We start from the raw sequence: 23,349 nt of genomic DNA, 5'->3' as shown, positions 1-23,349 counted from the left end.
ATCAAGTGAGTTGATGAAAAAAGAGTCATAACTCTATTTTTGATATCGTAAACCTTCAACTAAGCAATATTTATCTCTAAACAATCTATAAATGGTAATTATTCACACTGGTTTTGTGTGGTTTTACCATATAAATGATTTCGCCCCGTGGCGGTCGTTGGCCGCTCGCTCATTTACCCGCAACACGCGGTCAAATGGCACCGAATAGACGCCTTTCTCACGATTTTCCCGCCAACATGCCCCAAATTGTTAATTCAGGGGCAAAATAGAACAATAAAATGCAAATGAGATTTGTTACTATTCACATGCAGTTGGCAGTCGAGGATCAGATGCAACTTGTTCACCCCCCATTGACCGTGGTCGCCGCGACCATTTCCGCCCTGCTGGCAGGCTCAGTGCTGGCCGCCACTCCCCAGGATGCCCGGGAGAGTGCGGTCGACGAGACCCTGACCGTGCTCGGCCAGACCTATCGCAACACCGCGACCAAGACCCAGCTCGATCCCATCGAGACGCCGCAGGCTATCTCGGTGGTGGATAGCGAGACCCTGGATCAGCGCGGCGTCAGCTCGGTGAGCGAGGCCCTGCGCTATGTGCCCGGGGTCAACACCGAGCTGCGTGGCGGCGCCGTCAACCGGTTGGATCTGTTCAACATCCGCGGCTTTGACAACTACCAGAACTTCTATGACGGCCTGTTGCTGCAATACAACGAGTGGAACCTGCAACCCCAGATTGACCCGGTCGCCATCGAGCAGCTGGAGGTGTTCAAGGGGCCGACTTCCGTGCTCTACGGCAGCATGCCGCCCGGCGGCATGGTCAACCTCATCGCCAAGCGCCCCCAGCGGGAAGCCAAACACAGCGTGAGCGTGGCCACCGGCACCGGTGCCCTGAAAGAGATGAGCTTTGACAGCACTGGCGCCATCAATGAGCAATTTGCCTATCGGGTGGTGGGGCTGGCCCGTCAGAAGGACGGCCAGGCGGTGACCTCCGAAGAGGAGCGCTACGTCTTCGCCCCCTCCCTGGACTGGCAGCTCGGCGAGCGTACCCTGCTGAACCTGAACCTCTACTACCAGAAGGATCCGGAAGCCGGCATCTATACCACGGTGCCGGCGAGCGGTTCGGTCAAATCCAATCCCCTGGGGCAGCTTGGCAGCGATACCTTCCTCGGCGACGAGAACTGGAACGAGTACAACCGGGACGTGACCCTGGTCGGTTACAAGCTGAGCCATGCCTTCAACGACAGCTGGCAGGTGCTGCAGAATGCCCGCTACATGGATGCCTCGGCCTATCAGCGCAACACCTACAACGCCGCCCTGGCGGCAGACAACCGCACCGTTGCCCGCAACGCCTATTTGACGGACGAGGATTCCCGCGGCTTTGTCATCGACAACCAGCTGGCGGGCAAGGTGATGACGGGGGCGGCCCAGCACAACCTGCTGCTCGGGGTGGATTATCAATATCTGGATGCACGGGTGCGTTATGAAGACACCCTGGACTATTCGGCCCCCAGCATCGACATCTTCAACCCGGATCACAACCAGATAGTGCCCGATGCCCTGCGCTTCCCCTATCAGGACAACAAGACCATCCGCCAGTCCCAGACGGGTGTCTATCTGCAGGATCAGGTGCGCCTGGACAGGCTGGTGGCCATCGGTGGCGCCCGCTACGACAGCTACCGGATGGACACCGACAGCCACACCCTCTATCAGGGGGCGGCCAGCCAGTCTCTGGCGACGATCGATCAGGACAATCTCTCCTTCCGTCTCGGCGCCCTCTATGAGCTGGACTACGGCTTCTCCCCTTACGTGAGTTATGCCGAGAGCTTCGAACCGGTGCCGGGGGCGGACAAGAACGGCAAGGCGTTTGATCCCTCCACCGGTCAGCAGTGGGAGGGGGGGCTCAAATATCTGTCGGATGACATGAGCAAGACCTTCACCGTCGCCGCCTTCCACATCACCAAGGAGAACGCCCTGGTGACGGATCCGGACAACATCTACGGGCCCAAGCTGCAGACCGGCGAAATCGTCTCCAAGGGGATAGAGCTGGAAGGGCGGGTGGACATCACCAGCAACCTGGATCTGGCGCTGAGCTATACCCGTCAGGACATGGAGATCACCCGCGATACCACGGATCTGCAGGGCAAGACCCCGGTCTGGGTGCCCAAGCAGATGGCATCTCTCTGGAGCAACTACCAGGCGGGCGGCAGCTTGCAAGGCATGCGCGTCGGCGCCGGCCTGCGCTATGTGGGGGAGGCCGAGCTCGACGCCGCCAATACCGATACGGTGCCGGATTACCTGCTGATGGACATGTCTGCCTCCTACGACCTGGCCGAACTCAGCCAGAGTCTGAAAGGGGTTCAGGCATCCTTGAGCGCCAGCAACCTGTTCAACAAGACCTACTACTCCTGCTACGACCAGAACAACTGCTGGTTCGGGGCCGAGCGTAACGTGGAGGCGAGACTCAAATACGCATTCTAACCCTGCGTCCCGGCCAGCGGCCGGGCTTATCCCACCCCGGGTCGCCTGCCTGCGAACCCGGCGCAGCGCCGGTTTTCGGGCTGGATGCCGTGCCCATGGACACGGGGCGCCTTGGCAGCCTGGCGGCCCGTACGCGAGCTCGCCATCTGGCGGATCATCATGCCCTGTGCACCGCCGCCGCCTCGCTCATCGCCTCCCTCAAGGGGGAGCCGGTGGCCGGGGAGGCACCACTGCTGGTGGCGAGTGGCACTCGCCAGAGCGCGTCCGAGCTGGCCCTGGCGCTGCACGACCACTGGCGTCAGGCGCACCCGGAGGCGGGGCCTGCCTACTGGCTGACCCGCAGCTGGGGCATGCTCTGCTGGCAGTCCATTTATCTCGCCATGGTGGCCGTCTACCGGACGGGCACTGTGCCGGCGCTGGACAGGCTGGGGCAGGGGTATCAGGCGGGGGTGGTGTCCGGTTTCAGCTTGCCGGTGGGGCCCATGATCACCGGGGAGCGAGAGGTGCTGATCGCGGCGGCAGGTCAGCGCCTGCGCACCCACTGGCAGCAGCTGTTCGAGTTGTTGGCGGGCGTGCAGCGCCTGCGCCCCGGCTTCATTCGGCCGCTGCTGGCGGACGATCTGCTGGCGGCCCTGGTGCGGGTGCCGGACTTCTTCGGTGAGGTCGCGCATGAGGAAGTGGCGAGGGAGGCCCCCCTCTGGCTCGCCGCCTGTGGCTCGCCGCCTGTGGCTTGCCAAGCGATCACCTGGCGGGCTGGCGCTCGTTGCAGGCATCGCCCGTGGTGGAGGGGGCGCCTGCCTATGTGCGCCAGCGCTGCTGCCTGCACTACAAGCGGCGGGACGGCGAGCTGTGCGGCAACTGTCCGCGCAGGCAGGGAGCCACGAGCTGCGATGAGGCCTGATGGCCTCGGGGTAGATGACGATGCGTGAGAGCCGCCCTGACCGGGCGGCTTTTTTATATGGGCCATGCCGCTGGCGGCGCGTTGCTACAGGCCCTGCTGGGCCGCCCCCATCTTGGCGCGGATGCGCTCGAACAGGCTCTGCAGGCAGGCCTGATCCTTGTCGGCGGCGCGCACGGCACCATACATATGGCGACGTATGCCGCTGCCGAGGGGGCGTGCCTCAAGCAACCCCTGGCGCACGAACTCCTCGCTGGCCCAGCGGGGCAGGGCGGCCACCCCGAGCCCGGCGGCGGCCATCTGCAACATGACGGAGGTGTTGTCCACCGTCTTGCAGCGAGCGGGTTCGACCCCGGCAGGTTGCAAAAAGCGGGTGAACACATCCATGCGGGATCGCTCCACCGGATAGACCAGCAGCACCTCTGACAGCAGATCGTCCGGTGTGATTCTATCGAGCTGGCATAACCTGCTATCCGACGCCATCACCAGCTGGAGTTCGAAGGAAAATAGCGGCTCGAAGTGGAGATCCCCACGGGTGTGCACATCCGAGATGAGCAGCAGATCGAGCTGGCCGCCGAGCAGGGCGCCTATGGTATCGAAGCCGGGCACGGACTCGACTTCCAGTGCGACACCGGGCCACTGGCGGCGAAAATCCGGCAACAGTGGCAGCAACCACTGGATGCAGCTGTGGCAATCCAGCGCCAGGTGCAACCGGCCCGCGTCGCCACTGTGCAGGGCCTGCAACTGCTTCTCGGTCTGGGCGATGGCGGGCAACACCTGGCGGGACAGGGCCAGCAGCTGCTGGCCTGCCGCCGTCAGTACCAGCGGGCGGCTCTTGCGCAAGTAAAGCTCCAGGTTGAGGCGGGTCTCCAACTCCTTCAACTGGTGGGAGAGGGCAGACTGGGTGAGGCTCAGACTCAGGGCTGCCCCGGCCAGGGAGCCCTGCTCGGCCAGCGCACTGATGGTCTTCAGGTGCCTGATGTCGATGTTCAGATTGCTGGTGGGGTTGGGCACACCCATGGCAGGGCTCCTTGTCGTGTGGGTTGCAGTGGCGTCGTGCCACCTTATCTGACGCGACCTCGGCGGTCGGGTCAGTTGAAGATTTCTTGAGAGCCAGTTGAAGAGGATTCAATAGCCAAGGCCACCTTATCTCGACATTCTAGATGTGTAAACATCTGGATGGCTAAATCATCCAGTTTCCCATCAGATGAACGAGCACAAGGAATTGGACCTATGACCTGCGCACACACTCTCGGTTTCCCCCGTATCGGCGCCAAGCGCGAGCTGAAATTTGCCCTCGAATCCTACTGGCGCGGTGAGACCAGCCAGGCAGAACTCATCGCCGTGGGCAAGAGCCTGCGTGAGCGTCACTGGCAGGCCCAGCGCACCGCCGGGGTCAATCTGCTGCCGGTGGGGGATTTCGCCTGGTACGATCAGGTGCTCGGTACCAGCCTGCTGGTGGACGCCGTGCCGGCTCGCCATCGCCATGGGGATACGGATCTCGATACCCTGTTCCGGGTGGCCCGTGGCCGCGCCCCGACCGGCCCCAGCGCCGCTGCCGCCGAGATGACCAAGTGGTTCAACACCAACTACCACTACCTGGTCCCCGAGTTCAGCCAGGATCAACGCTTCAAACTGGGCTGGAGCCAGCTGTTTGACGAGGTAGAAGAAGCCAAGGCCCTGGGGCTGCCGGTCAAGGCGGTGCTGCTCGGTCCCGTCTCTTACCTCTGGCTCGGCAAGGAGAAAGAGAACGGCTTCTCCCGTCTCGATCTGCTGGACCGCCTGCTGGTTGTCTATCAGGAGATCCTGGCCAAGTTGGCCGCCCAGGGAGTGGAATGGGTGCAGATAGACGAGCCTGCCCTGACCCTGGATTTGCCGGACGAGTGGCGTTTGGCCTATCTCAAGGCCTATGAGCGCCTGGCGGGCCCCTGCAAGCTGCTGCTCACCACCTATTTCGGCTCTGTGGCCCATCAGCGTGACATCATCACCAGCCTGAAGGTGGATGGTTTGCACCTGGATCTGGTGGCCGCCCCCGAGCAGCTGGAGACCCTGGTCCCGCATCTGCCGGCCCAGTGGGTGCTCTCCGCCGGGGTGATCAATGGCCGCAACGTCTGGCGTGCCAACCTGGGCAAGCTGGTTCCGACCCTGCAAGCCCTGAAAACCCGGCTTGGCGAGCGGATCTGGGTGGGCTCTTCCTGCTCCCTGCTGCACAGCCCGGTAGACTTGACGCTGGAACATGAGCTGGACGCCCAGACCCGCAGCTGGTTCGCCTTTGCCCTGCAAAAGTGCTACGAGCTGGGGCTGCTGGTCGAGGTGCTCGATGGAGGCGATCTGGACAAGATCGTCGCTTACAGCCAGCCCATCGTCGCTCGGGAGTCCGACAGCCGGGTTCACAAGAAGGCGGTGCAGTCACGGCTCGCCAGCCTCACCAACAGCGACTTCGATCGCCAGAATACCTACCCGGTACGGGCCGAGGTACAACGTGCGGATCTCAAGCTGCCGCTCTTGCCCACCACCACCATAGGTTCCTTCCCGCAGACTTCGGAGATCCGGGTACTGCGCCAGGATTGGCGTGCCGGCCGCATCGCTGACCATGCCTATGAGGCGGGGATCCAGGCCCAGATCAAGGATGCCATCGCGCGCCAGGAGGCCATCGGGCTGGACGTATTGGTGCATGGCGAGGCCGAGCGCAACGACATGGTGGAGTATTTCGGGGAACTGCTGGACGGCTTTGCCATCACCCGCTTCGGCTGGGTACAGAGCTACGGCTCCCGCTGCGTCAAGCCGCCGGTGATCACCCGGGATATCGACCGCCCGCTCCCCATGACTCTCGGCTGGACCAAGTTTGCTCAGAGCCTGACCGACAAGCCGGTCAAGGGCATGCTGACTGGCCCGGTGACCATTCTCTGCTGGTCCTTCCCGCGCGAAGACGTGAGCCGGGAGCAGTCCGCCCTGCAGATCGGTCTGGCCATTCGCGACGAGGTGGCGGATCTGGAAGCTGCCGGCATCAAGATCATCCAGATCGACGAGCCGGCCATCCGCGAGGGGCTGCCCCTTCGCAAGCAGGATCATCAGGCCTATCTGGACTGGGCGGTGCGCGCCTTCCGCCTGAGTGCGAGCCCGGTGGTGGACAGTACCCAGATCCACACCCACATGTGCTACAGCGACTTCAACCTCATCATCGAGGCGGTGGCGGCGCTGGATGCGGACGTCATCACCATCGAGACCAGCCGCAGCCAGATGCAGCTCCTCGAAGCGTTCGAGCGCTTCAACTACCCCAACGAAATCGGCCCGGGTGTCTACGACATTCACTCGCCCAACGTGCCGAGCCAGGGCTGGATTGAGGATCTGATCCGCAAGGCCGCCAGGCAGATCCCGGCCGAGCGGCTCTGGGTCAACCCGGACTGCGGCCTCAAGACCCGCGGCTGGGAAGAGACGGAGGCGGCCCTCAAGGTGATGGTGGACGCCACCAGGGCGCTGCGCGCCGAGCTGGCCTGACGTCCATCACTACCACAAGAGAACAGGGGAACAATGACAGAGGGAAGGCGCGAGCCTTCCCTCTTTTTTTATCTGCCGTTGGCATCCGTCAGGAGTCGCAAGGGCTGGGGTTGGTGGGCTGGGCGAATCGCCCGGGCCCAGGTGCGCGGCACGGGTGCCTGGGTCAGGGCGGCGCCGAGCCAGGCCAGATCGAGGGGGATGGCATTGCGATCCCCGATCACCTGATTGCGGTGGCGGGGGCCGAGGCAGCCATAGCGTGCGGGGTCGGTCTGGGTGAAGAGACCAAGGCAGGGCACACCGCTGGCGGCCGCCAGATGGAGTGGGCCCGTATCGGCGCTGATGAAGAGCCGCAGATCCTGAGTGAAGCGCACCAGCTCGACGAGGTTTGGCAGGGTTACCTGGCAATCACCGAGTGGGGGCATGGGGTCGGCCGGGTCGGTGAGCTGGATCAGCAAGGCCGTCGGGTGGTGCTGGTGCAGGTCCCAGAGCAGCCGCTGCCATTGCGGCTGGGAGAGCCCCTTGCCCTTGCGGGCGCCGGTGAAAAAGCCCACCAGAGGGCGATCTGGATAGGTGTTGACCAGTGTCGTGAGCTCGGGAGACGGGCCCAGCCTGGCCCCAAGCGGGATGGGGTCCGTCAGGGAGGCGCTCTGGCCGAGCAGTTGCAGTGGCTGGTGGGCGTAGTGGCACTCACTGTCGGGGCGCTGGGGGTGTTCAAACAGCAGATCCCCCTTGGCATCATCGAATCCCAGCTTCTCGGCTCCCCGCACCCAGGCGGCGATCAGGTGATCCGTGCTGGAGGCAAACGGCACATAGACCCGGTCGTAGTGCTGGCGGCGCAGGCGCCAGAGTATGGGCAAGGCCGTCAGCAAGTGCCGGCCCTGCAACCTGACCCTGTGCAGTTGTGCGAGCCGCAGATGGGACAGGAAGGGAAGCAGGGGGCCGCCGCTGCACACCAGCTCGATGTCGGCGTCGGGGTGGGCACTGCGCAGGGCCTGCAGGAAGGGCAGCAGGAACAGATTGTTGCCGATCCGGTTGGTGCTGCGAATGACCAGGATGCGGCGCACTCCGGGCTTGGCGTCAGGCAGCTTGCCCCGGCGGGCAAGCCAGGCGAGGAAGGCGCGTTCAAGCCCTTGTGTCCAGCAACGACGCTGACTATCGAAGCGGCGCAGGGCGTCTCTGAGGGTGCTCATAAGAGTGACTCCGTGAGTGGCGATGAGCCCAGAGTGGCAGGGGATGATTAAGGGGGGATTAAGGGAATGCGTGCCGCAAGTGAATGCCATGTTGCGACGTTGGAGGGCGCCGTGCTGGCAATGGACGCAGGGAAGTCGTTAATATTGCGCATTTGAAATAAACCTTATGGCCAGCGGGAGCAGGATGCAGTTCAGGGATTTTTTGCCGGTATCGACCAATACCGGCCTCAAAGAGAGCGTGGTGGGGGCCCTCGGTGCCTTTATCGGATTGTGCGGCACGGGCCTGATCTGTCAGTGGGCGCTGGGGATAGAGGCATATTGGCTGATAGCCCCCATGGGAGCCTCCGCCGTATTGCTGTTCGCGGCGCCGGCGAGCCCCCTGGCCCAGCCCTGGTCCATCCTGGTGGGCAACGGGGTCTCGGCGTTGATGGGGGTGGTTAGCGCCGCCCTGGTGCCGGATCCGGCCCTCGCCTCGGCGCTGGCGGTGATGCTGGCCATCGGTGCCATGTTCCTGACCCGCAGCCTGCATCCCCCCGGCGGGGCCGTGGCCCTGACCGCCGTCATCGGCGGGGAAGGCATTCGTCAGCTGGGATTGGGTTATGTCTTGCTGCCGGTGCTGGTCAACTCCGCACTGCTGCTCACCCTCGGCCTCGTCTACAACCGCCTGCTGGGTCGTCGTTATCCCAATGGCGCCAAGACCGCGCCCAATCGCCACCAGACTGCCGACCCCGAGCCGAGCGCCCGCCTTGCCAGTGCCACCGACATCGACTTCGCACTGGGCAAGCACGGCGAACTGCTCGATATCAGCCGCCAGGATCTGCAGGATCTGCTGCAGGAGGCGCAGTTGCATGCCCTGCGCGAGCGGGTCGGCACGGTGCGCTGTCAGGATGTGATGTCGAAAGATCTGGTGGTGACGACGCCGGATGAACCGGCCATGGCAGCCTGGCAACTGCTATCCCTGCACAGGATCAAGGCGCTGCCCGTGGTGGACGGGGAGCGGCTGGTGGGGATCCTGACCCTGCATGACCTCATGATCGACAGAGAGAATCGGCAACCTCGCGGCCTGCAGGCGCTGGAGACCCGGACGGTGGCGGCGCTGATGACCCGCGAGGTGCGCACGGCATGGCGTCATCAGCCGCTCTATGACCTGGTGGAGGCTTTCTCCGACGGAGGCCTGCACCATATGCCGGTGCTGGATGGGGAGCGACTGGTGGGGATCCTCACCCAGTCCGACATGGTGGCCGCCCTGTTCAATCTGGCGTTGCAGCCGGGCTTGACGAGCGAGGAGGCTCCCCCGCTCGTCGACAGATAAAAACAGGCCCCTCCCGGGGCCTTTTTGTGGCTAACGTCGACTCAAGGGGTCATGTCTGGGGTTGTGTAGACGGTCTCCCCCTGAAACACGGTGCGCTCGACCCGGGTGTCGGCAATCTGCTCTGGCGTGCCGGCTTCGACCAGGGCGAACAGATCCCGGTCGAGTACGATGAAGTCCGCCGATTTACCCACCTCGATGGAGCCGGTGATCTCCCCTTGACGTACCGCCCTGGCGCCGTTGATGGTGTAGGCGGCCAGCATCTCGGTGAGGGAAATACGCTGGCTGGCACGGTATTCGTCGCCACTGCCGGCGGCCTTGATGATGCCGGCGGCCATGTTCTCGAACGGGCGGGGATCCCGGCTGTCCACCGGCGCATCGCTGCCTGCCACCAGCACGGCGCCCGCCTTGCGCGAGCTCTCCACCGGGTAGAGGGCCTCGTGCAGGTAGCCGAGGGAATCGTAGAGGGCCTCGCTCAACGGCTGACCCGCCCTGGTGGGCTGGATGAAGGGGGTCACCAGCATGTCGTAGGCGAGCTGGGGCGTGGTCCAGGCGTAGGTGAAGGTGAGGTAGAGGCCGAGCTCCCCGAGGCGTTTCTGATCGTCCGGGTGAACCACCTGCAGGTGGGCCAGGGTGTGGGGAATGCCGTGATCCCCGTTGCTGGCACGGGCCGCGCTCAGCGCATCCAGTCCCATCCGGGTGCTGCGATCGCCGATGCTGTGCATGTGGATGCTGAATCCCTCCTTGTCCAGGGCGCCCACGTAGCGCTTCAGATCCCCATCGCTGTAGTTGACGATGCCGTTGCTGCCCGCATCCTCGCTGTCGGCTGTGATGATCACCGCGCCGCTGCTGGTGTCCATGGCGAGGTGGGGCCTGTGGTAATTCTCCAGCATGCCGGCGTTGGGCAGGAAGACAGGGTCGGTGAAGGGATCCCCCTCGATCACGCCGTCGAGGAAGATCTTGACCGCATCGGCCTTGATGAGGGGATTGTCTGCGAAAGACTCCCTGACTTCGCGAGCCTTGGCGAGTCGAGCCCCCAGATCCAGGGTGCCGGCATAATCCTCGGCATGGAAGCAGGTGGCGGCGGTGACCCGCATGTGCAGCAGATCTTGCCCCTGCATGTTGCGCAGCCGCTGGCGAATGAAATCGGTGGCGCAGGCGTCCTGAATGCCGGTGATGCCGCGCGACGCCATCAGCTCCGAGATGGCGGGCAGGATCTTGTCGTACTGGGTGGCGGCTTGATCGTCGCTCGCGCTCAGCACGTCGGTGTCGGGCACGGGGATGGCGTTGCGCGCCCCGTCGCGGATGACGCCGCTGGCGAGATCCACATAGGGGATGAAGGCCTCGAACACGCCCCCCGGCGCCAGACTGGCGCCGTTGAAGCCGACCGTGTTGCCGTCCTGGTCTGCCGCCAGGGCCAACGCCCGGGAGTTGTAGGCGCTGGCGTGACCGTCGACCCCGGCCAGCATGATCGGGTTGTCCGGCGCCGCCGCATCGAGCGCCGCCAGCAGGGTGGCATGGGTGGCGGTCGGGGTGTTGCCATCATAGGGGGACCACTGGTTGACCACCAGCCACTCCCCTGGCTTGGGGGCGTAGCGGGGCAGGCACTCCCTGACTCTGGCGGCAAGCTCGTCCAGATCGATGCTCTGGCCGTCGAGATCGCACATGTCGAGTGCGACCGTGCCGAGCAGATGGATGTGGTTGTCGTGCAGGCCCGGCAGCACCATGCGACCCCGTAGATCCACCACCTGGGTGCCCTTGTTCTGATAGGCCTCGGCACCGTCATGTGATCCCACATAGACGAACTTTCCACCCTGCACCACTATGGCCTCGGCCTGGCTGCTTTGCCCGTCCTGGGTGTGGATCTTGCCGTTGAGGTAGAGGGTGTTCGGGGCCTGGGATGTGCTGTTGTTCTCCTGCTGGCAGCCGCCGAGCAGGGTGCCCAGCAGCAGGGCACCCATCAGGCGAGGCTGGGGGCCCAGCCTTCGTTGTTTGCTATCCATAGCGTGCTCTCCTTGGGTTAATTGCAGTATTTACTGCATATATGAGCACCCTTGTTTATTGCAGCTATTCTGATAAATGCCAGTGATTACTGTATTTTTTTTGGCTTGTGTTTACCTCGTCACATCATGTAGTTATGGCGAGCAGTAGGGCGAGTCGGCCTGACAGCGGAGAAGTCTTGATGGAACATCTATTGCCGAGCGAGCTCTGCATGCGGCGTCAGCCGAGGCAGCAGCGCAGCCTGGAGGCGGCGAGCCGCATCGAGCAAGCCACCCTGGCGCTGCTGCAAGAGCAGGGGTTCGCGGCGCTCAACACCAATGCCATCGCCGAGCGGGCCGGAGTAGGCATCAAGTCGCTCTATCACCTCTATCCCAACAAGGAGGCGATCATCTGCCGCCTCGCCATGGACTGGTTGGGTGCGGTGTGCGAGGCGCAGGAGGCGATCCGCGAGCAGGCCCTGAGCTGGCCCCAGACCCTGCAGATGCTGGACGAGGCCCTGGTGGCCCTGGACGAGCGCTTCGTCGGCTACGGGGCGCTCTGGCAGGCGATGGATCTCATCCCCGCCCTGCACGGGGTGGAGCAGGAGCACGAGCGCGGCCAGATAGCCTTCTGGTCGGAGCGGCTGCGCCACTTCGGTTGCCGCTGGCCAGAGCCCGAACTTATCACCCTGGTGCGCTACTTCTATCGGACGACGGACGTGGCCAAGCAGTGCACCAAGGGACAGGGGGAGCCGGGTGTGCTGATGTGGCAACTGCACAGGCGCTGGTGTGAGCAACTGATCGGTGCTGCCATCGCGGAGCCGGATCCGTCCCTTGTTTGGCGCGTCCTCCCCGGTCTGACATCAGGCTGATCCCGTGCGAGTCTGATCATCCAGCGCCGAGATCTGTGATGAAGGACAAAGGCTTGACCAAAAACAGAGAGGGAGTGCTTGGCACTCCCTCTCTGTCTTGAGGCTAGGCTCGGCTCCTAGCCGTAGCGGGCCAGGGTCAGTCCCTCGTCGCTGATGGCGGGGTCAGCGCCCGAGATGAGATCCGCCAGCAGCTGGCCGGAGCCTGCCGCCATGGTCCAGCCCAGGGTGCCATGGCCGGTGTTGAGCCAGAGCCCGGGAATGGGGCTTGGCCCCACCAGCGGGGTGCCGTCCGGCGTCATGGGGCGCAGCCCGGTCCAGAACTCGGCATGGCCGATGTCGCCGCCCTCGGGGAAGAGATCCCGCACCACCATGGCCAGGGTGTCGTGGCGTTTGGGGTTGAGGGCGAGGTTGAAGCCGCTGAGCTCGGCCATGCCGCCGACCCGGATCCGCTCATCGAAGCGAGTGATGGCCACCTTGTAGGTTTCATCCAGCACAGTGCTGCGGGGGGATGCATCCGGATCTGTCATCGGCAGGGTGAGGGAGTACCCCTTGACCGGATAGACGGGCAGGGCGAGGCCGAGGGGGCGCAGGAAGCCGGTGCCATAGCTGCCGAGGGCACAGACGATGGCATCGGCCTGCCAGCGCCGCTCACCAGCGCGCACGGCGACGGCGCGTCCCCCGCTCAGTTCAAGCTCGTCGATGGCGCAGTCGAAGACAAATTCCACCCCCAGACGGCGAGCTTCGGCCGCCAGGCCATTGGTAAAGCGGTAGCAGTCACCGGTCTCGTCCCCAGGCAGGCGCAGCCCGCCCACTATCTTGCCACGTACCCGAGCGAGGGCGGGTTCGGCCCCCTCGCAGCCGGCGGCATCGAGCGCCTCGTAGGGGACGCCATATTCAGCCAGTACTTCGATGTCGCGCTTGCTGGCGTCGAGCTGGGCCTGGCTGCGAAACAGCTGCAGGGTGCCGAGCTGGCGCCCCTCGTAGTCGAGGGCCAGTTCATCCCGCAGCCCTTTCATGCAGTCGCGGCTGTATTCGGCAAGGCGCACCATGCGCCCCTTGTTGGTGGCATAGGCCGCCGGGGTGCAGTTGGCAAACATCTGCAGCATCCAGCGTATCTGGAAGGGGTCCGAGGTGGGACGCACCGTGAAGGGGGCGTGTTTTTGCAGCATCCATTTTGCCGCCTTGAGGGGGATGCCGGGGGCGGCCCAGGGGGAGGCATAGCCCGGGGAGATCTGCCCCGCGTTGGCATGACTGGTTTCGAGCGCCACATCGCCTCGTCGCTCCAGCAGGGTGACCTGATGGCCTGCCTTGGCCAGATACCAGGCACTGGTCACCCCGATGACCCCCCCACCCATTACCACTATCTTCATCACATCATCCTTGTCATGACCGCCTGTGCGGGATTTATGTCTTCCAGGCCCTGAGGCCGGGCAATGGGCATCACGTTATCACCGGCAGCGGGATCGGCAAATCCGTTGCCATGAAAATGTGATTTATCACCGCATTAACATATAAAACCAGTGTTTGATGATGCGAGGTGACAATATGGTGACGTTTTTGACTGCAAAAAAAGGGCGGGATCCGCAATGCCAACACTGAGCGGGAGAGGGCGCTGAAAACAACAACCGCAGGCGTGGCCTGCGGTTGTGGGGAGATGGAGCTTATTGGGCCGAGAAGAGCTTGGTGGGCGGGGTGGACTGGGCGGTGAGGCTCATGCGCCCCGAGCTCTCCAGCCAGCTCCTGATACGCTTGGCGTCGGCCACCCGCGCCCCCGGGGTATCGGCATGGAGCAGTACCATGATCACCGGCTCCTGGCTGACCTTGGTCTCCATCACCAGGCAGCGACCCGCCTCACGGATATAACCGGTCTTGGACACCAGGATGGGCCAGCTCCCTTCGCGCACCAGGCTGTTGGAGTTGCGATAGTGCATCTGGCGCTTGCCGTTGCGGATCAGGCGCTGATCGGTGGAGGTGTACTGGCGGATGAGGGGGTAGGTGGAGGCCGCCGCCACCAGCTTGGCGAGATCGTGGGCACTGGAGACGTTGTGGGGGTTGAGCCCCGTGCTGTCAGAAAAATGGGTACTCCACATGCCGAGCATGCGGGCCTTGGCGTTCATCGCCTCGATAAAGGCGCGGCGCCCCCCCGGATAATGGCGACCGAGGGCAGAGGCGGCGCGGTTCTCCGATGACATCAATGCGATGTGCAGCATGTCGGCCCGGCTCAGACGCGAGCCGACCGCGAGGCGAGAGCCCGTGCCCTTGAGTCTGTCCACGTCATCCATGGTGACGGTGAGGGTCTCGTTGAGGCGCTGGTTGCCGTCCAGCACCACCAGCGCCGTCATCAGCTTGGTGATGGAGGCAATCGGCATCACCCGGTTGGCGTTGCGCTCGGACAGGATCTCGCCGGTGCGCGGATTGGCGACCACGAAGGCATCTGAGCTGAGAACGAGATTGCTGCGGGGTTCGAGAAACGTGCTTTTGGGAGCGGCTTGGACACTGTGCATGCTGACGGGAAGGAGGAAGGCACCGAGCAGCAGATTGAGAAAAGGGCGCATGTTCATGATGAGGCTCTACCGTACGACAACGAGGTTATTTGGCTAAGTTATATGACGGGAACTGACGCTTAACAATGCCAAAAGTTCCAAAATTTGTATTTTATGAGGTGAACGACCTTGCAATCACCTCAGGGGTGGCTACTGGTCATGCCCGCCCCAAATATGGGAGCCGTGGCCAACGATATTGTCAGGACGAACACCATGTGGCGCACTTTATGCCTGTAATTGCCCGCCCTTGCCACTGTTTTCACTCTGAACGTCATACCATGGCTTCGTACAGCTCTCAGCCTATTATCCTCCCATGATGCGGGCGGTCTGGATGGCCTGGATCAGCGCGGCCCGGTTGATGCGGGGGCGCTCCTCGTCCAGCAGCCGTTGCCACAGGGCGATGGCCTTGCCGTAGCGGCCGTGCAGGAAGTGATCCGAGGCGAGCAACATCAGGGCACTCACTTCCCCCGCGTCCTGCTTGAGTGCGCTCCCCAGCAGGCGCTGTGCCTCAGGGGTAAGCACTTGACCTGCCTGGTAATAGAGAACGGTGGCCTGGGCGGCCTGGGTAGCGGAGCTGGCACCTCCTTCCAGCAGTGCCAGACGCTGATAGGCGAGCCAGGCGTTGTCGTAATCGTCCCGATAGAGATAGAGCTGGCCGAGCTCGGCCCAGCCATCGCGATCGGCCGGGTTGACCTGAAGGCGCTGGTACAGAGCGCCGAGCTCCTTGTCCTGCAGGTCCCGGGGGCTCAACCCCGCCAGGGGATCGGGGCGGGATTGATGGGCCTGCCAGGCCTGATAGCGCCCCGTGCTGGCATAAAAACCGGTGATGGCGATAAGGAGCGGCAGCAGCAACCAGAGCCAGCGCAGGGGGCGGCGGTGATCCGCGCTCGCTATTCTGGCCTGCAGGCGCCGCTCGGCAAGGGGAGTGGCATTGGCCAGGCAGGCCTGGGTCAGTTCCTGATATAGAGGGGAATGGTCAGGGATCCCTGCCTGTTGCTCGGCCATGATCTGCCGATTCAGCGCAGCTCTGGAGTCCGGGATGGTGGATGGCGTCTCGGTTTCCTGCAAGGGGGAGCGGGAAGCGCTGGCGTGTTTGAAGCTGCGGCGCAGCCGATGCGTGGCCAGCAGCAAGATCAGCAGGGGGCCGCCCCAGAGCAGGGTGGTACTGACCTTGAAGGGGGGATCGTAGCGCACGAAGTCGCCGAAGCGCTCTGTCATGCGGGTGATCACCTGCTCATCGCTCTGCCCCTCATCCACCCAGCGGTAGACCTCGAGGCGCAGATCCCGGGCGATGGGTGAGTTGGATTCCACCAGGTTCTGGTTCTGGCATTGGGGGCAGCGCAGGGCGCGGGCCAGCTCCTGGGCGCGGCTCTGACGTTCGGGGTGACTGAACTGATAGGTATCGACTCCGCTGGCGCGGGCCGCCGGGCTAAGGGAAAGGAGCAACGGGAGCAGCAGGGACAGCAGCGCCAGGGTTCTCATGGTCTGCCCTCCTGACGGGCCAGAGGGGTCGTGCGCGCCTGATTCAGCAGGGGCAGGAACTGGCGCTGCCAGATCTCCCGGGTGAGCTCCCCGGTATGGCGGCTGAGCAGGGTGCCGTCGGCGGCGAAGAGATAGGTCTCCGGGGTGCCATAGACCCCGAGTTCCAGCGCCAGCTTGCCATCAGGATCGGCGAGCACGGCGCGGTAGGGGTTGCCTGCCTGGGCAAGCCAGGCACGGGCCGCATCCCCCTTGTCCCGGTAGTTGAGGCCATAGAGGGGGACTGTGCTGGCCAGCTCCTTGAGTAAGCCGTGTTCGGCGCGGCAGGCCGGGCACCAGCTGGCCCAGACGTTGAGCAGGAAGGGCTCCCCCTTGAGACTGGCGGTATCAATGGCCGCGCCGCCCAGCAGGTTCTCGCTCTGCCAGGCAGGCAGGCTTCGCCCCAGGGTGGCATCGTCTTGGCGATAGGGATCCTGCCCCAGACCGAGCCAGAGCAGGGTACCGAGGGCGAGACTCAGCAGCAGTGGAATGAAGAGGCGCAGGCGGTTCATGAGGGCTCCCGGGATGAATGCAGCGGTACAGTTGCGTGGGGCGCAGCCTGGTTGGTACTCGCCACAGGATGGGGAAGCATGGCGCGGCGCCCCAGCAGGCGCAGGGCCCCGCCCGCCATCATCAGCAGGCCGCCGAACCAGATCCAGCGCACCAGGGGCTTGTGGTGCAGGCGCATGGCGTAGGCATCCGGCCCCATCTTCTCGCCGAGCACCACATAGAGATCCCCGAATAATCCCCACTGGATGCCGGGCTCGTTCATGTTCATGGTACGCACGCGGTAGTGGCGCCGCTCCGGCATCAGGCGGGCCACTTCCTTTTCTCCCTTGTGCACGCTCAGGGTGATGCGCTCGGCGGTGTAGTTGGGGCCGAGCAGGGGCTCGCTCCCCTCGTAACGAAACTCGTAGGCGCCGAGGCGATAGGGGTGCTCCGGACTGAGCACGGCCCCCCCTTCCTGGCTGAAGTGGCTCACCTGGGCGATGCCGAGGGCGCACACTGCCACTCCGAGATGGGCCAGCAGGCTGCCGAGGCGAGCGGGGTGGGTGAGTCCTGTCCTGAATGGGAAGCAAAGCAGCAGGCTCGCCAGCAGCCACAGTGCGATCATGTTGGCGAGGATCCCGCCCCAGCCGAGCGGTCCCTGATCGCGGTAGCAGAGGCTGAGCAGGCCGCCCCCCAGCAGACCGAACAAGGGGGACAACAGGGTGTTGAGTCGGGAGGTTTTTACCAGCCGTTGCCAGCGCAGGCGCGGGATCTGGGTCATCAGCATCATCAGTGCCAAGGCCAGAGGGACGAAGATGGTGTTGAAGTAGGGAGCCCCTACCGAGAGCGACCCCAGGTGCAGGGACTGGAATACCATGGGGTAGAAGGTGCCGAGCAGCACGCTGGCACAGGCCACGACGAGCAGCAGGATGGCGGCGCCGAGCAGCCCCTCTTTGGAGCGCAGCCCGAAGCGGGCATAGGGGGCGCGGGTGTCCGCCCGCAGGGCAAACAGGGTCAGGGCGGTGGTGAGCAACAGGCCAAGCAGCAGCAACAGGGTGAGGCCACGATCCGGATCCACCGCAAAGGCGTGCACCGAGGTGAGCACTCCCGAGCGCACCACGAAGGTGCCGAGCAGGCTCAAGGAGAAGGTGAAGATGGAGAGCAGCAAGACGGCGTGACCGTAGGCGCCGCGCTGCTCGCAGACGATCAGGGCGTGCAGCAGGGCGGTACCGAGCAGCCAGGGCAGCAGAGAGGCGTTTTCCACCGGATCCCAGAACCACCATCCTCCCCAGCCGAGCTCGTAATAGGCCCACCAGGAACCGAGCGCGATGCCGGCGGTGAGAAAGACCCAGGAGCCCAGCGCCCAGGGGCGGCTCCAGTGGGCCACGGCACCATCGAGCCTGCCCGAATGGAGCGCCGCCATGGCGAAGGCGAAGTTGACCGCAAAGCCCACGTAGCCGAGGTAGAGCAGGGGCGGATGGATGATGAGGCCGATGTCCTGCAGCATGGGATTGAGATCGCGCCCCTCCAGGGGGCCCGGGAAGCTGCGATCGAAGGGGCTGGAGAAGAGCAGGGTGTAGAGGCCCAGCAGGCCGACGATGAGCCCCATGATGGCCAGTACCCGGGCCAGGATGAGGGGAGCTACCCGCTTTGAGACAAGGGCCACCAGGGCCCCCCAGAGTGCCAGCGCAAACACGAAGAAGAGCATGGAACCCTCGTGACCGCCCCAGGTTGCCGCGAGTTTGAAACCCAGCGGCAGGGCGCTGTTGGCGTGCTGCGCCACATAGATCAGGGTGAAGTCGTCCTCAGCAAAACAGATCCCGAGCAGCACCAGCGCGGCGGCCAGCAGGGCGGCATTGAGCAGCGCCAACGGCCTGGCGCTGCCGAGCAGGGTGGGGGAGGCGAGCCTGAGCCCGAGCCAGGGTAATGTGCCTTGCAGCAGAGAGAATGCCGTTGCCAGCAGCAGTGAGAGATAGCCGAGCTCCGCCAGCACACAACCTCCAGTTCCAATCAATCGTTCATGTGATGCCGCAGCACTCGCACCCGACGGGCGCTGCGGTATCACCAGAATCTCGCTCAGTCACACAAACAAACGCCAGCCGCAGGGCGGCTGGCGTTTGGCAAGGCGGGTTCAGACCACCGTCATCTGGCCCGCGTAGAGCACGAAATAGCGCAGCAGCAATATGCCCACCAGGGTCAGGCTGCACACCAGTACCAGATGGCCGTTGCGTTCCCGCAGTGGCGCCGGGGTCAGCAGGGAGAGCAGCTGGGGCAACAGCATGCCGATGCCCACCACGCCCACCCAGAACACCTGGGCCCAGAAGCCGCTGCCAATGGCAGCCCACATGGCCACCTCCTTCTGACCCCCTCCGAAATAGAGGCCGGTGAAGAAGCAGACTAGCAGCAGGATCTCCACCGCGAGCACGGGTCGCTCGAAGCGGTGCACGAAGCTCACCCCCTGGCTGTGGTGAGACTCCTTGAAGAGCGTCACTGCCAGCAAGATGGTGGCGGCGATCCCTGAGCTGATGCCGGAGACCAGGAACAACACCGGCAGTACGGGGTTGTTCAGGAGCGGGTAGGTCTTCAGCGCCGAGAGCAGGAAGCCGGTGTAGGCCCCAAGCAGCACGGCCAGCAGCAGGAGCAGCGGGGCGAGCAGACGCTCGCATCGTGCCAGCAGGGCGACAAGACTGTCCACGAAGGCGAACTTCTCCTTGAGGAAACGCCCGCGCAGGGTCTCGATATCGGCCCGAAACACCACCGCCAGCCAGGCAAACAGCACCGCCATGTAGAGCTGGAACAGCATGACCCCCATGGACATGACGGAGTCGAACTGGTAGTGGAACATCAGCTTCCAGAAGGTCCAGGGGCGGGCCAGGTGGAAGATGAGGATCAGCAAGCCCAGGATGACGCTCGCGGGGGCCAGGATGGCGGTCGCCTTGATGATGCCGCTCTCGCTGCCGGCCCCCTTCCTGCGCAGCAGTACCGAGAGGGTGGTGGCCCCCGCCGAGATGCCGAGCAAAAAGAGGTAGATGGCGATGGGCCAATCCCACACGAGTGAAGGGAAGTGAAATGCATCATGCCACATGGTGATCCCCTCCCGCTGTCATTGCCGGCACCGATGGTGATGGGCCACGTCCCCAGTTCAGGGAGGGGATGTGAAATGCCGTTTGCATGGTCATGACGTTATCTCCCCTTTGGGCACGCGATACATCTTGGGCGAGGTGCCGAGCGCCTGCTTGTAGCGGTAGGTAGTCTCCTTCACCAGCCGTTTGGCGATGGGGCTGTCCGGATCGTCCAGATTGCCGAACACCAGTGCCTTGGTGGGGCAGGATTCCACGCAGGCCGGCTCCTTGCCTGCTGCCAGGTTGGTCTTGCGGCAGAAGTCGCACTTGTCCGCCACCCGGGTGACCGGGTTGATGAAGCGGACCTGGTAGGGGCAGGCGGCCAGGCAATACATGCAGCCGACGCAGAGATCCGGGTTCACATCGACGATGCCGTCTTCCACGCGAAGGTGGGAGGCGCCGGTCGGGCAGACGTGAACACAGGGTGCGTTGTCGCAGTGCTGACAGGACTTGCGAAAGAAGTGGTAGTCCGCATCGGGAAATTCACCGATGGGGCCGGTGCGGAGGATCTCGAGGCGGGATACCCCCTCCGGCACCAGATTCACCTCCCGGCAGGCATCCATGCAGGCGGTGCAGCCGATGCAGGCGGTTTCGTCGTGCAGCATGCCGTAGCGCACGCCATCGATGGTCTGGCTGTGGGCGAGGGTGCTGGCAAGGGAGCGGGAACCCGTCATCATGATGAGGGTGCCCGCGCTCATCCCCGCCATGAATTGACGGCGAGAGCAGCTCATGGCGCCTCCTTGCTCACGCCGGCCCCGGAGTTGGCCGCCTTGGCTTCATGCTGCTTGCTGTGACAGTCGACGCACAGCTTGACCCGGGATTGCGCCGGGATGCCGGCCATGGGCTCCTTGGCCGGGTGCAACTGGTGGCAACTGGTGCAGCTGAGTTTGGTCATGTGCACGTCGTGGGCCCAGAGCGCTTCGCGCAGGGGCTTGGGCTCATGACAGCTCATGCAGACGCTGTTCTGCTCGGCGATGGGGTAATCATCCTTGCCAAGCGGCTGGCTGAAGCTGTCTTTGAAGCGCATCACATCCTTGACCCCTTCCCGGTGCTGGGGAGAGGGGAGGCCGTGACAGTTGGTACAGGTGACCGGGGCCAGGTTGTTGGGGTTGGTGGCCTTGGCATGCTTGCCGTGCATGCCGTCAGTCTGCTCCTTGTGGCAGTCGGTACAGGCCTTGTCGGCGCTGCGCAGGAACTCCACCTCGTGGGTGGCGGGCACAGGGGCGGCGGCCTCGGCGGCCTGACCCTGCAGGCTGGTGAGCAGCATGGCTGCCATCAGCATCAGTCGTAAGAAATCCATCGTTAAATCACCCATAGGAAGCCTCCATCCAGCTGCGGGCCCGTTGTCCGGGCCCGCAGTCCGCGTCATTGTGCGAGCCGTCCGGCCGCTTTGGCCTCGGCATCCCAGGCGGGTACAGTGGTCTTGAGGAACTGGGCCTTGTCTGCATTCATCTGTTTCATGTCCATGCCAAGGGCGGCCTGGGCCTTCTCCTTGGTGGAGACGTCAGGAATGGCGATTTCGTGGCTGATCCCCTTGGCGGCCAGGAGGCGAGCGAGCTTGGTGCGTGCATCGGCGGCCTTGTCCAGGGCGCTGCCGAGCATCTTCAGAGCCACTTCCGGCGCGTGTGCCTGCACCCCGTGAGAGGCAATGGCGAAGTCCCAGCGCCACTGGGCGTGACGGATGTCTTGCAGGATGTCTTTCATTTCGGCTTCGGTGGCGCCGGCATCCCAGGCCGCCTTGGCTTCGAAGTGGGCGTGTACCAGCTGCTTCTCGACCTTCAGCTTGGTCTCGACCACGGCTTCCTTACGCTGGTGAACGATGTCCTGCAGCATCTCCTTGCTCTGGGTGTGGCAGTTGCGGCAGGTCTGCTCGAAGCGATCGAACGGGTTGCCGACCTTGTGATCCGTGTAGACCTTGCCCTGTTCGTTTTGCACCTTGGGCATGTGGCAGTCGACGCAGGCGACATTGTTCTGGCCGTGAATACCGGCGCGCCAGGTCTCGTATTCCGGGTGCTGGGCCTTGAGCATGGGGGTCTTGGAGAGGGCATGGGTCCAGTCGGCGAAGCCTATTTCGTCATAATACTCCTCCATCTGCTCGACCGAGGTGCCCTTGTCCCAGGGGAATTTCACCGCCTTGGTGGGCCCGCTGAAGTAGTACTCCACGTGACATTGACCGCACACCTGGGACTGCTGATCGAAGCGACCCTGTTCCTTGAACGGCTTGCCGATGGCGGTCATGGCGCGGTCCGCATAGGGACGGGAGAGGTGCAGGGCGGGTTTGCCCTCCTTGAACTCTTTGGAGGCGGTGTCATGGCAATCGGCGCAGCCAATGGTGTTGACGATCTCCGGCCCGCCCTTGGCCCACATCCCCTTGAAGTAGCCATCTTCGCCCTTCTCATCGATAACCCGGGCTACATCCGGGCCCTTGCAGCTCCAGCACGCCATGGGCAGGGGGCCGTCTTCGGCGCTCTTGGGGGCGCCGGTGCGCAGGGTTTCCCGCACGTCGGTCAGGGCATAGGCGTGACCACGGGGTTTGTTGTAATCCTTGGAGAAGGGGTAACCGGCCCAGAGCACCACCATGTTGGGGTCTTCGGCCAGGGCGTCGGTACGTTCCTTGCTCTCACTGGTGGCCTGCCAGCTGCTGAACTGATCCCCATGATCCTTGGCGAACAGCTCGTTGCGCGCCTCTATCTTGCCCTTGGCGGCGGTCTCTTCGGCCAGTGCCGAGCCGCTGGCGCCGAGCAGAGCGGTCAGTAGCAAGGCCGCCAGGCCCTGCCTCAACATGTTGTTATTTGAACCCACGGTCATCACTCCCAGATAAAACGTCCTTGCCGGGCCTGACCGATCCATCTTGTTGCGTGGACATCACTACCCAAATGGGCATGGCAGGCCGTTTAATTGTTATTGATGTATAAACAATGGTTTTTATGCATTTTCAGCCCGGAAATAATACCAAATGGGTAAAATGGATGATGATTTATCACGTGCCCTCTTGCGCTAGATCAATTGACAGGGAAGAGAAAGCACAGAAATGGGATCCAGATTGGATTCCTATCTTTATCGATGGGTTACGGACGATGGGTGGCAGGGCCTGTCGGCAGTGACTGAAGGAAAGTTTTCAGGAAGAACGTTCCTCAACCGAGGGGATGATAGGCCAAGATAAGCCTGTTTTAACTGAATGAGAAATGCATTGATATGCAATTGCTGATTTTGAAAAAAACGGACGTACTTTAGATGCTTAAATAAAGTGTCGATTATTTAATGGGCTGTCTCTCGGACGCTATTTGTCGCAACAATAGAGTCAATAGGGTTACGCTACGCTATAATCGTTACCCTTCGAGTCCTTTTTTTGTAGATTAAACGGAGTGGTAACGATTTCATTGCATTTAATAGGACTAATAACGCTATTTCCTTTCTATATTTTCGAAAATGCCGAAGGGTTCTCCAGACTGGACAG

At 63.4% G+C, this 23,349-nt stretch carries 16 protein-coding genes and 1 pseudogene; 5 read left to right on the top strand and 12 right to left on the bottom strand.

Features of this window, described 5'->3' with window-relative positions; translation table 11 throughout:
• Positions 1 to 329 precede the first annotated feature (329 nt).
• Together ABNP46_RS11750 and ABNP46_RS11745 are read left to right on the top strand one after the other, a co-directional pair.
• Positions 330 to 2,474 (top strand): TonB-dependent siderophore receptor, encoded by a 2,145-nt coding sequence (locus ABNP46_RS11750; RefSeq protein ID WP_349917974.1) that lies wholly within the window; start codon positions 330 to 332, stop codon positions 2,472 to 2,474.
• 95 nt (positions 2,475 to 2,569) lie between these two features.
• Positions 2,570 to 3,375: pseudogene (locus ABNP46_RS11745) on the top strand (siderophore ferric iron reductase).
• 84 nt (positions 3,376 to 3,459) lie between these two features.
• On the opposite strand, the gene ABNP46_RS11740 reads toward ABNP46_RS11745, so the two are convergent.
• On the bottom strand, positions 3,460 to 4,392 hold the full coding sequence (locus ABNP46_RS11740) for a LysR substrate-binding domain-containing protein (protein ID WP_349917972.1): 933 nt from the start codon (positions 4,390 to 4,392) through the stop codon (positions 3,460 to 3,462).
• A 213-nt stretch (positions 4,393 to 4,605) separates the two neighbouring features.
• Between ABNP46_RS11740 and metE the strand changes: the two genes are divergently transcribed.
• A complete protein-coding gene (gene metE / locus ABNP46_RS11735) occupies positions 4,606 to 6,870 on the top strand; it encodes a 5-methyltetrahydropteroyltriglutamate--homocysteine S-methyltransferase (RefSeq protein ID WP_349917971.1) in 2,265 nt (754 codons plus the stop codon).
• 68 nt (positions 6,871 to 6,938) lie between these two features.
• Here metE and ABNP46_RS11730 read toward each other — a convergent pair whose 3' ends face one another.
• Positions 6,939 to 8,060: a glycosyltransferase family 9 protein gene (locus ABNP46_RS11730; RefSeq protein ID WP_349917969.1), complete on the bottom strand. Its 1,122-nt coding sequence runs from the start codon at positions 8,058 to 8,060 to the stop codon at positions 6,939 to 6,941.
• Positions 8,061 to 8,244: 184 nt separating this feature from the next.
• Between ABNP46_RS11730 and ABNP46_RS11725 the strand changes: the two genes are divergently transcribed.
• Positions 8,245 to 9,372 carry an HPP family protein gene (locus ABNP46_RS11725; protein ID WP_349917968.1) on the top strand — a complete coding sequence of 376 codons (1,128 nt, stop codon included), beginning with the start codon at positions 8,245 to 8,247 and terminating at the stop codon, positions 9,370 to 9,372.
• Between the two features lie 41 nt (positions 9,373 to 9,413).
• On the opposite strand, the gene ABNP46_RS11720 is transcribed toward ABNP46_RS11725, so the two are convergent.
• The gene (locus ABNP46_RS11720; protein ID WP_349917966.1) at positions 9,414 to 11,372 is read right to left on the bottom strand and encodes an amidohydrolase; all 1,959 of its coding nucleotides are present in this window, start codon (positions 11,370 to 11,372) and stop codon (positions 9,414 to 9,416) included.
• 209 nt (positions 11,373 to 11,581) lie between these two features.
• On the opposite strand from ABNP46_RS11720, the gene ABNP46_RS11715 reads away from it, so the two are divergent.
• Positions 11,582 to 12,220 carry a TetR/AcrR family transcriptional regulator gene (locus ABNP46_RS11715; RefSeq protein ID WP_434476196.1) on the top strand — a complete coding sequence of 213 codons (639 nt, stop codon included), beginning with the start codon at positions 11,582 to 11,584 and terminating at the stop codon, positions 12,218 to 12,220.
• Between the two features lie 116 nt (positions 12,221 to 12,336).
• Here ABNP46_RS11715 and ABNP46_RS11710 read toward each other — a convergent pair whose 3' ends face one another.
• The 9 genes from ABNP46_RS11710 to nrfA all read right to left on the bottom strand — a co-directional run bounded on the left by ABNP46_RS11710 (position 12,337) and on the right by nrfA (position 22,700).
• Positions 12,337 to 13,590 (bottom strand): D-amino acid dehydrogenase, encoded by a 1,254-nt coding sequence (locus tag ABNP46_RS11710; RefSeq protein WP_349917963.1) that lies wholly within the window; start codon positions 13,588 to 13,590, stop codon positions 12,337 to 12,339.
• Between the two features lie 291 nt (positions 13,591 to 13,881).
• On the bottom strand, positions 13,882 to 14,781 hold the full coding sequence (pbpG, locus tag ABNP46_RS11705) for a D-alanyl-D-alanine endopeptidase (RefSeq protein ID WP_349917962.1): 900 nt from the start codon (positions 14,779 to 14,781) through the stop codon (positions 13,882 to 13,884).
• Positions 14,782 to 15,066: 285 nt separating this feature from the next.
• The gene (nrfF, locus tag ABNP46_RS11700) at positions 15,067 to 16,245 is read right to left on the bottom strand and encodes a heme lyase NrfEFG subunit NrfF (RefSeq protein WP_349917960.1); all 1,179 of its coding nucleotides are present in this window, start codon (positions 16,243 to 16,245) and stop codon (positions 15,067 to 15,069) included.
• The gene (locus tag ABNP46_RS11695) at positions 16,242 to 16,793 is read right to left on the bottom strand and encodes a DsbE family thiol:disulfide interchange protein (protein WP_349917958.1); all 552 of its coding nucleotides are present in this window, start codon (positions 16,791 to 16,793) and stop codon (positions 16,242 to 16,244) included. The genes nrfF and ABNP46_RS11695 overlap by 4 nt, the downstream gene beginning before the upstream one ends.
• Positions 16,790 to 18,763: a heme lyase NrfEFG subunit NrfE gene (gene nrfE / locus ABNP46_RS11690; RefSeq protein WP_349917956.1), complete on the bottom strand. Its 1,974-nt coding sequence runs from the start codon at positions 18,761 to 18,763 to the stop codon at positions 16,790 to 16,792. The genes ABNP46_RS11695 and nrfE overlap by 4 nt, the downstream gene beginning before the upstream one ends.
• Positions 18,764 to 18,901: 138 nt before the next feature.
• Positions 18,902 to 19,855: a cytochrome c nitrite reductase subunit NrfD gene (nrfD, locus tag ABNP46_RS11685; protein ID WP_349917954.1), complete on the bottom strand. Its 954-nt coding sequence runs from the start codon at positions 19,853 to 19,855 to the stop codon at positions 18,902 to 18,904.
• Positions 19,856 to 19,945: 90 nt separating this feature from the next.
• Entirely contained in the window at positions 19,946 to 20,623 is a 678-nt protein-coding gene (locus ABNP46_RS11680) for a 4Fe-4S dicluster domain-containing protein (RefSeq protein ID WP_349917952.1), read from the bottom strand.
• The gene (gene nrfB / locus ABNP46_RS11675) at positions 20,620 to 21,207 is read right to left on the bottom strand and encodes a cytochrome c nitrite reductase pentaheme subunit (RefSeq protein WP_349917950.1); all 588 of its coding nucleotides are present in this window, start codon (positions 21,205 to 21,207) and stop codon (positions 20,620 to 20,622) included. Before nrfB ends, ABNP46_RS11680 begins: the two co-directional genes overlap by 4 nt.
• A gap of 50 nt (positions 21,208 to 21,257) precedes the next feature.
• Entirely contained in the window at positions 21,258 to 22,700 is a 1,443-nt protein-coding gene (gene nrfA / locus ABNP46_RS11670; protein WP_349917949.1) for an ammonia-forming nitrite reductase cytochrome c552 subunit, read from the bottom strand.
• Positions 22,701 to 23,349 lie beyond the last annotated feature (649 nt).

It is taken from the genome of Aeromonas veronii (assembly GCF_040215105.1).
GTDB lineage: Bacteria > Pseudomonadota > Gammaproteobacteria > Enterobacterales > Aeromonadaceae > Aeromonas > Aeromonas veronii_G.
The sequence above is the reverse complement of the archived record's forward strand: the minus strand, read 5'-3'. Positions and strand labels throughout refer to the sequence as shown.

Coding starts and splice junctions, on each gene's coding strand:
- nrfF (WP_349917960.1), bottom strand. CDS start 16,245: ATGAGAACCCTGGCGCTGCTGTCCCTGCTGCTCCCGTTGCTCCTTTCC.
- ABNP46_RS11715 (WP_434476196.1), top strand. CDS start 11,582: ATGCGGCGTCAGCCGAGGCAGCAGCGCAGCCTGGAGGCGGCGAGCCGC.
- ABNP46_RS11750 (WP_349917974.1), top strand. CDS start 330: ATGCAACTTGTTCACCCCCCATTGACCGTGGTCGCCGCGACCATTTCC.
- ABNP46_RS11740 (WP_349917972.1), bottom strand. CDS start 4,392: ATGGGTGTGCCCAACCCCACCAGCAATCTGAACATCGACATCAGGCAC.
- ABNP46_RS11710 (WP_349917963.1), bottom strand. CDS start 13,590: ATGAAGATAGTGGTAATGGGTGGGGGGGTCATCGGGGTGACCAGTGCC.
- ABNP46_RS11695 (WP_349917958.1), bottom strand. CDS start 16,793: ATGAACCGCCTGCGCCTCTTCATTCCACTGCTGCTGAGTCTCGCCCTC.
- ABNP46_RS11725 (WP_349917968.1), top strand. CDS start 8,245: ATGCAGTTCAGGGATTTTTTGCCGGTATCGACCAATACCGGCCTCAAA.
- nrfA (WP_349917949.1), bottom strand. CDS start 22,700: ATGACCGTGGGTTCAAATAACAACATGTTGAGGCAGGGCCTGGCGGCC.
- nrfB (WP_349917950.1), bottom strand. CDS start 21,207: ATGGGTGATTTAACGATGGATTTCTTACGACTGATGCTGATGGCAGCC.
- metE (WP_349917971.1), top strand. CDS start 4,606: ATGACCTGCGCACACACTCTCGGTTTCCCCCGTATCGGCGCCAAGCGC.
- nrfD (WP_349917954.1), bottom strand. CDS start 19,855: ATGTGGCATGATGCATTTCACTTCCCTTCACTCGTGTGGGATTGGCCC.
- ABNP46_RS11680 (WP_349917952.1), bottom strand. CDS start 20,623: ATGAGCTGCTCTCGCCGTCAATTCATGGCGGGGATGAGCGCGGGCACC.
- ABNP46_RS11720 (WP_349917966.1), bottom strand. CDS start 11,372: ATGGATAGCAAACAACGAAGGCTGGGCCCCCAGCCTCGCCTGATGGGT.
- pbpG (WP_349917962.1), bottom strand. CDS start 14,781: ATGAACATGCGCCCTTTTCTCAATCTGCTGCTCGGTGCCTTCCTCCTT.
- ABNP46_RS11730 (WP_349917969.1), bottom strand. CDS start 8,060: ATGAGCACCCTCAGAGACGCCCTGCGCCGCTTCGATAGTCAGCGTCGT.